The 12,841-nt window shown below is 70.5% G+C and carries 7 protein-coding genes and 1 pseudogene; 1 reads left to right on the forward strand and 7 read right to left on the reverse strand.

Features of this window, described 5'->3' with window-relative positions; translation table 11 throughout:
* From MJ777_RS19675 to MJ777_RS19705, 7 genes and pseudogenes are all read right to left on the reverse strand, one after another.
* A pseudogene (locus tag MJ777_RS19675) lies at positions 1-329 on the reverse strand (hypothetical protein); the annotation flags it as partial.
* On the reverse strand, positions 304-633 hold the full coding sequence (locus MJ777_RS19680; protein WP_239312492.1) for a ferredoxin family protein: 330 nt from the start codon (positions 631-633) through the stop codon (positions 304-306). The gene MJ777_RS19680 and the pseudogene MJ777_RS19675, both read right to left, overlap by 26 nt.
* 36 nt (positions 634-669) lie before the next feature.
* A complete protein-coding gene (locus tag MJ777_RS19685; RefSeq protein ID WP_370652781.1) occupies positions 670-2,064 on the reverse strand; it encodes an FAD-dependent oxidoreductase in 1,395 nt (464 codons plus the stop codon).
* Positions 2,065-2,105: 41 nt separating this feature from the next.
* A complete protein-coding gene (locus MJ777_RS19690) occupies positions 2,106-3,182 on the reverse strand; it encodes a mycofactocin-associated electron transfer flavoprotein alpha subunit (RefSeq protein ID WP_239377389.1) in 1,077 nt (358 codons plus the stop codon).
* On the reverse strand, positions 3,183-5,186 hold the full coding sequence (locus MJ777_RS19695; RefSeq protein ID WP_239377390.1) for a mycofactocin system FadH/OYE family oxidoreductase 2: 2,004 nt from the start codon (positions 5,184-5,186) through the stop codon (positions 3,183-3,185).
* Complete coding sequence (locus tag MJ777_RS19700; RefSeq protein ID WP_239377391.1) at positions 5,183-7,336, reverse strand: mycofactocin system FadH/OYE family oxidoreductase 1; 2,154 nt, start codon at positions 7,334-7,336, stop codon at positions 5,183-5,185. The genes MJ777_RS19695 and MJ777_RS19700 overlap by 4 nt, the downstream gene beginning before the upstream one ends.
* Positions 7,337-7,695: 359 nt before the next feature.
* Entirely contained in the window at positions 7,696-8,505 is an 810-nt protein-coding gene (locus tag MJ777_RS19705; RefSeq protein ID WP_239377392.1) for an enoyl-CoA hydratase-related protein, read from the reverse strand.
* Between the two features lie 697 nt (positions 8,506-9,202).
* On the opposite strand from MJ777_RS19705, the gene MJ777_RS19710 reads away from it, so the two are divergent.
* On the forward strand, positions 9,203-12,790 hold the full coding sequence (locus tag MJ777_RS19710) for a hypothetical protein (RefSeq protein ID WP_239377393.1): 3,588 nt from the start codon (positions 9,203-9,205) through the stop codon (positions 12,788-12,790).
* Positions 12,791-12,841 lie beyond the last annotated feature (51 nt).

The raw sequence follows: 12,841 nt of genomic DNA on the forward strand, positions 1-12,841 counted from the left end.
GGGTCAGCGTCGGCGTCGGCGTCGGTGGCGACCCGGGTCGCGGTGGCGGCACCCGCAGCGAGCGCGCCACGCAACGTGGCGTCCGCGGCGGGCGGCCCGACGGTCAGCGCCCGTACCGGCACCGACCAGGCGTCGCCGAGACGCAGCGCCCATTCACAGGCTGCCTGGTCGGCGGCGGACAGGCCCGACAGCCGGTCGTCGATGCGGACCTCGCCGGTCAGCGGGTCCACCTCGACCGCCAGCGGCGAATGCGCCACCAACACCGTCAGCTGGAGGTTCTGGAGCTCCGGGAGGCCGCCCAGGTCAGCCGTGGCGGAAGACGACACCATGACCTCCCTCCGGGTAGCTCCAGCGGATCGCGCCCCGCGCGCCGCAGACCATGTAGCAGGTCCCGCACTCGAAGCACTGTTCGTAGTTGAACAGGATGCCGCCGTCGGTCTTCGGCACGAACAGGTCAGCCGGGCAGGCCGTCACGCAGGCCTTGGTGGTGCACTTCTCGCACACGGTGGAGTCGACGGTGATGTGCGCCTTGTCCGCCACGTCGAAGCGCACCGTCGCCATGCGGTCGGCGAACGACAGGGTCTCCGCGGACGACGGGCGGGCCGGCCAGCGAAGGAAGGTTCGGGTACTCATGCCACAGCCTCCCTGGGATGATGAAGCGATCATTCTTCAGCCGAAGGTACGCAGGGCCGCGGTCCCGTCCCGGGCGAGGTCACGCAGCCGCACGCCGCTGCCGCGCAGCCGGGCGCGCGCGATCGTCATGAGGCCTCGCTTCGGGCGCGGGTTCGTCACGGTGAACATGTCCTCGACGATTCCGCAGATCAGGTCCGGGTACCGATGCTGCGTGCGATCGCCGAGCACGAGTGCCGGCGCGCGGCGCAGCTTCCGGTGGTCGGCCAGCACGAACGACGACTCCAGGCTTCGCCGGTAGCCGGCGAGCCCGCGCGCGGAGGTGTCACCCGCGCCCAGGGCCTCGACCGCGGTCTGGCCGGCCGCCGCACCCGACGCGATCGCGAAGTTGACCCCTTCCAGCCAGATCCCCGCGGCCAGGCACATCGCGGCGGCGTCGCCGGCGACCAGCAGGCCGTCGCCGGCCAGCGCCGGCATGGCGTCGTAACCACCCTCGGGGATCAGGTGCGCGCCGTACTCGATCAGTTCGCCGCCTTCGACCAGCGGATGGATGGCCGGGTGAGCCTTGAGCCCAGCGATGAGTTCCTCGGGACGCTGGCGTGAGGTGGCGAGGTCCGTCACGGAGAGCACCACGCCAACGGCGATCGTGTCGAGGTTGGTGTAGACGAAGCCACCACCGGCGACACCGCCGGTACCGCCGAGGATCTCGATGTCCACGCCGTCGCGGTCCCGGACCCCGAAGCGGGCCTCGATCTCCCGGCGCGGCAGGGAGAGGATCTCCTTCGCGCCGAGGGTGAAGTGGTGGGCGCCGGCCTTCGGGTACAGGCCGGCCTCCTTCGCGAGGAAGGAGTTGACTCCGTCCGCGGCGATCACCAGCGGTGCCCGCAGGTCGCCGTCGGGACGGTCGGTGCGCACTCCGGTGATCTGCCCGGTGAGCGGGTCCCGCAGCAGTCCGGTGGCAACGGTGGACGTGACGAGCGTGGCGCCGTCCTTCTCGGCCAGCCCGGCGAACCACGCGTCGAACTCGGAGCGCAGCGTGGTGGCGCCGTTGTACGGCGGACGGCCCCACTTCTGGTTGCGGTAGTCGATGGCGAGGGCCTGATCGCCAGTAAGAATCATGGTTTGGCGGCGGGTGACCCACCGTTGGATGGGCGCCTGCTCGGCCCAGTCCGGCACCAGGTCATCGAGGACCCGGCCGTAGACGACCCCGCCGTAGAGGTTCTTCGCGCCCGGGAACGGCCCGCGTTCCAGCAGCAGTACCGATTTTCCCGCGCGGGCCGCGACCAGCGCGGCCGCGGACCCGGCTGGTCCCGCGCCGACGACGATCACATCCGCGTCGTGTCCGGCGTTCGCCGGCCGTGCTGCCGCTGCCGCTGCCGCGGTCGCGGACGGGGGGAGCGGGCTGGTGGCCGGGCGCCGCGGCGGCGCGGCCAGGTGCCCATCCGGATAGCGATCATCCGAGGACGGCGCGCCGCTCACGATGTGCTCCCTTCGCCGTGACCGACGGTCGTGTCGCTGATGGTCCCGTTGCTGATGGTCCCGCTGCCGATGGCTTTGGTGCCGGCGGTGGCCTCGGCAGCTCCGGCCAGCCGGCGGCGGAGCTCGGCCACGACCGTGGGGGCGTCCGCGATGATCGCCAGATCGGCCATGGCCATCATCGGCGCGCTCCCGTCGACGTTGACCGAGATCACGTGATCGGGGCTGCCCAGGCCGCTGGTGTGCTGAACGGCCCCGCTGACCCCGAAAGCCAGGTACAGCCGGGGCGCCACGATCGCCCCGGTGGTGCCGATCTGGCGCTCGAAGGGGATCCAGCCAAGATCGGCCACCACCCGGGTGCCGCCCAGCGACGCGCCGAGGGCCGCGGCCACGTCGCTGAGCTGCGAGAACGCCTCCCGGCTGCCCATTCCGTGCCCGCCGCCGACGATGCGGGGCGCCTCGGTCAGCGCGATCGTCGCCGGATCGGCCGCCAGCACTTCCAGCACCTCGGCATCGGGCACCGCATCCGGATGCGGGAGCGCCGGAGCGATCGACCGTGTCCGCGGGACGCCCGGGTGCGGCGCGACACCGCGGACGCCCGGCACCAGAGTCGCCACCACCGGCCCGCGTACCGGCACATGCTCGGCAAGCCGGCCGTCGTAGCGTTCGGCCACGATCTCGCCGGGGCGGACGGCGACGGCGTTGGCTACCAGCTGCCGTCGGAGAGCCGCGGCGAGCCGCGGGGCGAAGTCGCGCCCGTCCGGGGAGGCGGGCATAATGATCAAATCGCTGTCGATCGGACTGCTGCCAGCTGTGCCGCGGTCGAGCCCGGTGGCCAGGGCCGCGGACCATGCCGCCGGCGCGAACTCGCCCGCCTCCCACAGGGTGACCTCGGTCGCGGCGGTCAGGCCGGTCGCGGCACGGGCGACGCCGTCGCCGACGAGCAGTACCCGCCCGCCCGCCTCCGCGGTCACCTCGTCCGCACCCGCCGGCAGCACCCCGCGGCGCACAACAATGACACCGAGCGCCGAACCGGGTGAGCGCGAATCGGCCGAAATGGCTGAGACGGAGGGCATCTACAGGTTCCTCCCGATCCGGTCGCCGTCGATCACGGCGGCGTGCGCCCGGCGCGGTGCCACACAGTCCCCGATCCGGTGGACGGCGACCTCACCGGTGTCACGCAGGGTGCGGTAGAGATCGTCGTCGGGTTCCTCGGGCACGGCCAGCACGACATGGTCGAAGGGACGGGCCGTGGTCACGCCGGTCGGGTGGAACAGCACCTGCAGACCGGTGTCGTCCAGGCCCAGCACCACGCTGTCCGTGGTCTGGGTGATGCCTTTGCGCGCCGCCCGGATGTTCCAGCCCTCGCTGTCCAACGTCACCCCGAGGCCCTGGCCGACCTGCATGTCCGGGGAGAGGACCTCGACCTGGCAGCCACGGTCGGCGAGCAGTTCCGCGACGGACGGCGCATGGTGGAAGCCGATCTCGTCCACGATCACGACCCGGCCGGTCGGGGACACCGAACCGTCGAGGACGGCCCGCAGAGTGGCGACCCGGAGATCGTCGGGGTTCGCCCACCACGGCCGGGCCGGGCGGCTCCCGGTGGCCACGACGACCACGTCGGGGCGGTGGTCGCGGACGTAGCCGACGCCCACCCGGACGCCGGTCTTCACCGCCACGCCGAGTGCCCGCAGCTCGGCCAGCTGGTTGCGGACGAGGTCGGCGAACTCGGCCCGGCCCGGGACGACCGCGGCCAGGCGCACCTGCCCGCCCGGTTCGTCGGCCGCCTCCACCACGGTGACGCGGTGACCGGCGCGGTGGGCGCTGATCGCCGCCTGCATGCCGGCCGGCCCGGCGCCGACCACCAGCACGTCCCTCGGCTTCACCGGTGCCCTGAGGATCAGGGTGCCGGCCGGGTCACGGCCGTCCGGGCCGGGCTCGACGGTGCCCTCGGCGGCCCGCGACGCCTCCCGGCCGGTCAGCGGGTTCTCGATACAGCCGAGCCAGCGGTTCAGCCCCATCCGTCCGACGCATTCCTGGTTGCACGACAGGCACAGCCGGATGCTGTCGGTCGCCCCGGCGCGGGCCAGGCGGGCGAAGTTCGCGTCCGCGATCTGCCCACGCACGATCCCGATCAGGTCACAGTGCCCGTCGGCCAGTGCCCGGTCAGCCTGCAGCGGGTCTTTGAACCGGCCGACACCGACCACCGGAAGGTCCACGGCGCCCCGGATCGCCGACGGGATGAACAGCGCGTACCCGGGCGGGACAGCCATCGAAGCTTCGATCATGTAGAGCGTCGAGGTGGCCGTCCCGATCGAGGTGTTGATGTAGTCGACGGCACCGGTCGCCTCGACCAGCCGCGCCACCGCGACGCACTCGTCGAGGGTGATGCCGCCCTCGATCAGTTCGTCGCCGCACAACCGCACCCCGAGAGCGAGCCCAGGGCCGATCGCGGCCCGCACCGCCCGCACGATCTCGCCCAGCAGCCGGGCCCGGTTGGCGAGCGGGCCGCCGTAGTCGTCGGTGCGCCGGTTCGTCGCCGGTGACAGGAAGCCCCGCACGATCGACGAGTGTGAGCACTGCAGCTCGATCCCGTCGAAGCCGCCTTCGGCGCAGTGCCCGGCGGTCTTCGCGTAGCCGGCGACGATCTCGTTGATCTCCGCGTGGCTGACCGCCTTGGGAACCTCGCGGAACAGCGGGTCCGCCACGGCCGACGGTGCCCACACCGGCAGCCGGGAGAACATCCCGGATGCCTGCCCGCCGTTGTGGTTGATCTGCGCGAAGATCGGGACGCCGTGCCGGTGGACCGCCTCGGTGATACGCAGGTAACCGGGTATCGCGTTGCGGGAGAAGCCGTGGATCAGCTTCTCGTACGGCCAGTCCGTCGGGTGTACCGAGTGCTCCTCGGTGATGATCAATCCGGTGCCGCCGGCCGCCCGGGTCGCGTAGTAGGCGGCATGCTGCTCGGTAGGGAGCCCGTCTTCGGCGTAGTTGGTCAGGTGCGCCGAGAACACGATCCGGTTCGCGACGGTGACCGGTCCGAGCCGCAGCGGGCTGAACAGATGGCGATATCGACTCATCGACCGGCACTCCTGCTTCCCCGGGCCGGATCCGCCTGGCCCGCCGGCGCTGGCCGGGGTACCCCGTCGCCGACGGCGAGCGCGGCCCGGCGTCCCTCCAGCACGGCCTCGTAGATGCTCCGGGGAGCGACCGCGTCCCCGACCACCGTCCCGGACGCCGCCGCCAGCTCGTCTATCTCGTCGGGCCCGAGCAGCGGCAGCTCGGCCGTGTTGGTCACCAGCGCCGCGCAGGCGATCTCCACTGTGGCGTCGGAGAACACGTCGTCCCCGTAGAGGATGGTGCCTTCGAGCTGGGTCAATATGGTCCGTTTCACCAGTTTCACCCCGGCCTGGTGCAACCGGACGTTCGCCGGGGCGAGATCGCCGCTGCGGGACAGCTGGGTACCCACCACCAGATCCGGCGAGACCAGGGTGACGTCCCGGCCGGCCGTGGCGAGCCGCTCGGCGACCGCGATCCCCGTCGCGTTGCCGAGCGGATCCCACACCACCACTGGACCGGACACCGGCAGCGGATCGGCCCCGGCCGCCGCCGCCGTCAACAGCGCCCGCGCACTGCGCACAACCGGCGTGGCCGGGCCGTCCTCGGCCAGTGACACCTCGGGCGCGGGTTCCGTCGGCGGCACGCTGACGGGGATGGGCTGGTCACCGTCCTGGCCGCCGACCGCGACGATGACCGCGACCGCTCTGCCGGCAGAGCTGATGCTCGCCGGGGGCGCCGCGGTGAGGCCCGCCGCGGTGAGGCCCGCGTCTACCCCAGTGCGGATCTCCACACCGAGCCGGTGGCACTCCGCCGCCAACCAGTCGGTGAGACGGGTCAGCCGTGACCGCCCCGCGCCCGCCGCCGCGGCCACGACCGCTCCGCCCAGGTGGGGGGCACGTTCCAGGAGTGTCACCGGATGCCCGCGCAGGGCTGCGACCCGCGCGGCCTCCAGGCCGGCCGGCCCGCCGCCGATCACCGTCACCGCAACGGGTTCCCGTGCCCGACCGGCCACCGGGGGGTCGGTCGTCTCATGGCCGGACGACGGTTCACCCACGCAGGACACCAGCGGGTTGCGGTTGTCCCGTACCTGGCAGACCTGGTTGCACAGAATGCATGGACGCGGGGGCCGGCCGGCCCGTGTGGTTGCCACCAGGTCCGGGTCGGCGATCTGCGCCCGGGTCATCTCCACCGCGTCGGCCACACCGGCGGTCAATGCCGCCTCGGCCATGTCGACGTCCACCACGCTGCCCTGCAGGATGACCGGGACGGCGGCGCGGCCGCCCGTATCCGCCGAGCCGTTGCTGCCGTCCGTGTGGCCGGCGTCGGTCAGCGCCGCTCGGATCGAGCCGGTGAGCTCGCGGTTGAAGCCGGGTTCGACATGCATGTCCGGCCGGGTCGCCGATACCGTGAAGATCGACCCACGGACCACCACCAGGTAGTCGTAGGTCCCGGCGAGCGCACGGACGATCTCAACGGCTGCCTCGGGGGTCACTCCCGCCCACGGCGCCAGCTCGTCACAGGACAGCCGCAGCCCGACGACCGCGTCCCCGGCCGCCTCCCGCGTGGCGGTCAGCACCTCTCGCGCGAAGCGCAGGCGGTCCGCACCGTACTCGTCCTCCCGGGTGTTCGTCAGACCCGACAGGAACTGCCGTACCAGGCTGTACTGACCGGCGTTCACCTCCACGCCGTCGCAGCCGGCGGCGAGCGCCGTGCGGGTCGCTCCAGCGAAGCCTCGTACCACCGCGTCGATGTCAGCGGGCTCCATCGACTTCGGCACTTCGCGGGTGTTTACTTCCGGTACTCGCGACGGTGCCCACAGCTCCCGCTGGGAGTACGCCGAACTGCCCTGACCGCCGGAGTGCCCCAGCGCGGCGATGAGCAGGGTGCCGTACGGGTGCACCGCGTCCGCGATCGCCCGCCAGCCCTGGCCGCAGTCGGCGGCGAGGGGGGCCCGTTCGTACGGCCAGTCTGATGGGTGGACGGAGGCCTCCTCCGTCACGATCACACCTGTGCCACCGGCCGCCCGCCGGGCGTAGTACGCCACCGAGCGCGGGGAGAACGCCCGACCGTGGCACAGATTGGTCTCATGCGGACCGAACAGCACCCGGCTCGGCGCGTTCCGACCGCCCAGGGTGAGCGGATCTGTGAGCAGCATTGTCGACCCCGCCATCGGTGGAACCGTTCGGCCTGCCGTGTCCTCATACATCGGCTAGTTCGTAATTGTATTCATATCAATTCTATGACTCTTTGTGGGTGATGGATGACGAGCAATGAGCGATGGGTGGCGCCAGTGGTCGCGGCTCTTAGAGCCTGTGTGAGATCGGGCTTCCGATCAGTGAGCCGCGTCCAGGCGCCCCTGGCAAGGCGGCAGGCCGAAGCGATACCGGATGAGTTGTCTCGGTGTGGCCGACAACGCGGCCAGGGGGCGTCTGGGCCCGGTCAGCCGGAATGACGATCTCACACACGCTCTTAGCGAGGACGTCCCGGCCTGCGGGCCGGAAAACGTGAGATCCCTGCCCCGCCTGAAGATCAGGAGGCGGGCGGGGCGGAAAAGTTCGGGGGACGCTTCTCCTGCCGCGCGAGGATGGCCTCGCCGAGGTCCGGCCAGCTGAAGGACTCACCCATCAGCTGGACGCTGGCCTCGAGCGCCTCGCCGCGGGAACGCTCGGCATCGGCGTACACCTGGCTCTTGATCGTGGAGAGTGATCTGGGTGAACAGTTGTGTGCCAGGTCACGGGCATAGTCGAGGGCTGCGGTGAGAGCTGTACCCGCAGGCACCACCCGCTGTACCAGGCCAAGGCGATGCGCTTCGTCGGCGTCGATGGTCCGCCCCGACAGCAACAGATCCATCGCGTTCGGCAGGCCCAGCAGTCGTTGCAGCAGCCAGGAGGTGTTGTACTCGGCGACCAGGCCAAGTCGGGCGAACGCCGTAGTGAAGATTGACTCCTGGCTGGCGATGCGAACATCCGCGCCGACGAGCAGACCGAACCCGATGCCCGCGACCGCGCCGTTGACCGCGGCGATCACTGGGACGCGCGTGCGGACGGCGGCGTCCGCGATGGCGGCCGTGCCCGGTATGAACGTGCGCAGGGTCTGTTCACCCTCCGCGAGCAGCGCGAGGTCGGCGCCCGCGCAGAAGCCCTTGCCCGCGCCGGTCAGCACGATGGCGCGGACTGCCGGGTCGTCGTCCGCCTCGCGCATCAGCTCGACGTAGCGGTCCACCATCGCCGGCGTGAGCGCGTTGCGTTTTTCCGGCCGGTTCAGCGTGATGGTGGCGACGCTTTCGGCCACCTCGTACCGCACCGCGTCGACTCGGTTGTCTCCGAGCAGATCGGTCATACCGGGCTCCTTGGGGATTCGACCGGATCACACCTGTCTCCGTGCGGCATTCAGCAGACCAGATGCGGAGCCCATGTGCACACGGCGGGCGTGCACATGGCGGGCGGCCCGGGACCGCTGTCAGACGATCCCGAGCCTGCCGGGGGATCGCGGATCACCGGGTGAGGTGTCTCGTCCCCTACTTTTCGATCATCCGGTTGTGGGTGTTGTCCGGGTGAATGTTGGGTGACATCTCGACGATGATCGATTGTTGCTGTGTGGTGGTTGTGGTTTTGCACATAGCAACGGGCGGGTCGGGTGGGTGATGTGCCCACCGCGGGGGCGTGCCGGCTGGTGCCTGCTGTCCGGTGGCGTTTTTTCCATGCCCGGCTGCTGGTTGTTTTACTGGTCACGGCGTTGGCCGTGACGGTGGCGGATTTCGTACCGGTCGGGTCCCGTGCGGTGGCGGCGCCGGCCGCGAATGCGTCTCCGTCTGCGGCGGGTCCGGCGGAGCGGCCGGATCTGGTTTCGGCGCAGTTGACGGCGCGGGCGGAGAAACGCCGGATCGAGATCACGTCGGAGCGGACGGAGTCGACGTCGACGTTCGTGAATCCGGATGGGACGTTGAGTCTGGAGAGTTTCTCCGGGGTGCGCCGGGTCCGGCGGGGCGCGGACCCAGCGGTTCACCACCCTGGAGGGCCAGGCGCCGACCGCGCAGGTGAAGGTCACGTTCCAGTATCGGCAGGGGGTGGCCGCGGGCACGGCGTGGACGAACATCCCCACCGCCGACGTGACGGTGCTGGGCACGGCGACGCATCCGACTTGGCCGATGAACCGTAACGGGTCGAACCTGTTCGACAAGTTGACCTGGGATGTCACGTCCACGGTGACCGGCGCGGGCGGAGCGGACGGTCCGGTGCAGATCCAGCCCTGCTTCCTCGACGCATCTCAGGTGACGTTGTGCGCGCCGTTGCACACGGTGCAGTTTCTGCGGAGCGCGTTCGCGGACGCGGCGGCGACCCAGCCGGTGGGGCCGGGTACATGGGCGCCGTTGACCGGGGATTTCGCGGTGTCGGCAACGGACGCGTCCATGCCGAGCTACACCGGGAGCCTGAGCGCGGGGCGGACCGCGACGTCCCTGGCACCGGCGGCATCGTCGTCGTTGCCGGCGGGGGTGTTTGGGCCGGGGTGGACGGCGAGCCTGCCCGGCCCAGCCGCGGGTTCGGCGGCCGAGACGCTCACCGACGCCACTGACAGCGGTGGGTATGCGACGTTGACCGGCGCCGACGGGGTCCAGTCGCTGTATACCCGGTCGGGGTCCGGCGGCTATCCGTACAGCTACACCGGGGTCGGGGACGCAGGGACCGACGGGTCGGTGCTGGTCAAGGATTCGGCGACCCAGTTCACCTTCACCGACGACGACGGTTCGAAGACGGTGTACACGGCGAAGACGGTGGGCGCGTCCACCGTGTGGGTGGTCAGCCAGGTTGTCGAGCCCGGGTCGAGCACCACCTCGACGTTCACCACGGACAGTGCTGGTCGGGTGACCCGGATCCTGGCCCCGGTGCCGGCCGGGGTCAGCTGTACGACGCTGATGGCGGGCTGCCGGGCGTTGGATGTCACTTATGCGGCGTCGACGACCGCGACCGGGACCGACCCGGGAACCTGGGGAGATTCCGCCGGGCGGGTCTCCGCGCTGGCGATGAACCTCAACGGCGCCACGCCGGTGACGGTGGCCCGGTATCTGTATGACTCGACCGGGCATCTGCGCGCTGAGTGGGATCCGCGGCTAGACAACACCGACGGTTCGCATCTACAGACCGTCTACTCCTACACGGCTCAAGGGCGGCTGGCGACGATCACCCCGCCGGGGCAGACCGCCTGGACGTTGGCCTATGACGGCACGGGCCGGCTGGCGGCGGTGTCCCGGCCGGATCCGTCCGGGCCGACGGCCACGCAGACGGTGGTCTACGACGTGCCGGTGAGCGGGTCGGGGGCGCCGGTCGACCTGTCCCCGGCCGCGGTGGCCGGCTGGGCGCAGACCGATCTGCCGCTGTATGGGGCCGGGGTGTTCCCCGCCAGTCACGTCCCGGCGAGCCCGCCCACCTCCGCGGACTGGCCGTACGCGGACCTGACCTATGTGAACAGTGACGGCCGGGCGGTCAACAGCGCCAGCTATGGGGCGGGGGCCTGGCAGGTTTCCACGACCGAGCATGACGCCCGGGGCAACGTGATCCGCACTCTGTCGGCGGGGAACCGGGCGCAGGCGCTGGCGCCGACCGCGGATACCGATCCGACGGTGGCGGCGTTGACCGCGTCGGCGGCGCGTGCCCAGCAGCTCGATGACCAGAGCGTGTACGCCGCCGACGGCGTCGAGGTCGTCGACAGCTACGGGCCGACGCATCAGGTGCTGCTTGACGACGGCTCGACGGTGTCGGCGCGGGCGCATGCGCACACCGACTATGACCAAGGGGCGCCGGCGGCGCCGACGCCGTTCCGGTTGGCGACGACGGTGACGACCAGCGCCCGGGTCGGGGGAGTCAGCGCGGGGACGGACCGCGACAGCCGGGTGACGGTGAATGGCTATGAGGCCAAGGCCGGCGCGGATCCGAACACCTCGGGCTGGGTGCAGCGCAGACCCACCACGGTCACGGTGCAGATGGGCTCAGGTAACCCGACGGTCGTGCGGACGAGTTACTACAACACGGCCGGGCAGGTCGTGGAGTCCCGGATGCCGAAGGCGAACAGTACAGGCACGGATGCGTTCACCACGGTCATCGCCTATTACACGGCGACTGGCAGCGGTGGCTGTGTGAACGCGGCGTGGACGGGGCTGGCGTGTAGCAGTGGGCCGGCGGCGCAGCCGTCGTCGGGCAATCCGTTGCCGACGGTGAAGTACACCTACAACGATCTCGGTCAGGTGTTGACCGCGGTTGAGACGGTCAACACCACGACCCGCACGGCGACGACGGGTTATGACGCGGCGGGGCGGAAGACGTCCGCGGCGATCGCCGCGTCTCCGGCGGCGGACGGGGGTGCCACCCTACCGACGGTCACCTACGCGTACAGCACGACCACCGGCTTGCCGATCAGTACCGGTGACGGTACGACGACACTGACTATTGGCTATGACAGTCTGGGCCGGGTCACCTCGCAGACCGACGCGGATGGTAATACCGCGACGACCGGCTACGACATCGACGGGCAGGTCACGTCCCGCGCCGACGGGAAAGGCACAGCGACCTACACCTACGACTCGGCGTCCGAGCATCGCGGGCTGGTGACCGCGCTGAACGTGGGCGCCGGGTCTGCGCCGTCGGTGTTCACCGGCTCGTATGACGCGGACGGCAAGTTGGTGTCGCAGACGTATCCGAATGGGGTGGTGGCCAGCACCCGGTATGACAATGGCGGTAACCTGACCGCGTTGACGTATGCCAAGTCGGGGACGACGTGGTTGGCGTTCACGCAGAAGCGGTCGGTGTTCGATCAGGTGCGGGCGGACGCGGGCCCGGCGAACAGCACTGGGCTTACCTATGATCTGGCGGGCCGGCTGGTGCAGGTGGCCGATACCCGGGCGTATGGCGGTCCGGTGATCTGTTCGACCCGGCAGTACGGCTACGACGCCGAGTCGAACCGGACGAGCCTGGTGAACCATCCCGACGCCGGGGGGAACCCGACGAGCGGGAACTGCTCGTCGACCACGACCGCCGATTTCACGTTGAACTCGACCTACGATCAGGCGGATCGGCTGACGAACACCGGCTACGGCTATGACCTGTTCGGTCGGACCACCGGGCTGACGGTGGCTGGTGGGGTGGCTGCGAGTGTGGGCTATTACGTCAATGACATGGTGGCTTCGCAGACGCAGGGATCGGTGACGCGTAGCTACGCGTTGGATCCGGCGCGGCGCATCCGGTCGTGGACGCAGGCGTTGACGACGTCGACGAACCACTATGCCGATGGTGGGGACAGCCCGGCGTGGATTGGGGTGTCCGATGGCACGTGGACGCGGAACATTCCCGGGATCGGTGGGGATCTGGCCGCGATCCAGTCCAACACCGGCACGGTCACGGTCCAGTTGGTCAACCTGCACGGCGATGTGGTGGCGACCGCCGATGACTCGACCACGGTCGGTTCGATTGCGAGTTTCGCGGACAGCACCGAGTTCGGCCTGCCGGTCTTCGCCTCGACCGCGTTTCCCCGGTATGGCTGGCTGGGTGGTAAGGAGCGTTCCGCGGACGCCCTCGGCGGCCTGGTGCTCATGGGTGTCCGGTTGTACAACCCGCTGACCGGCCGGTTCCTGTAGGTCGACCCGCTTCCTGGTGGTAACGCCAACCCGTATGATTACTGTTCCGGT

This window comes from Protofrankia sp. Cj5, from assembly GCF_917627405.1.
GTDB lineage: Bacteria > Actinomycetota > Actinomycetes > Frankiales > Frankiaceae > Protofrankia.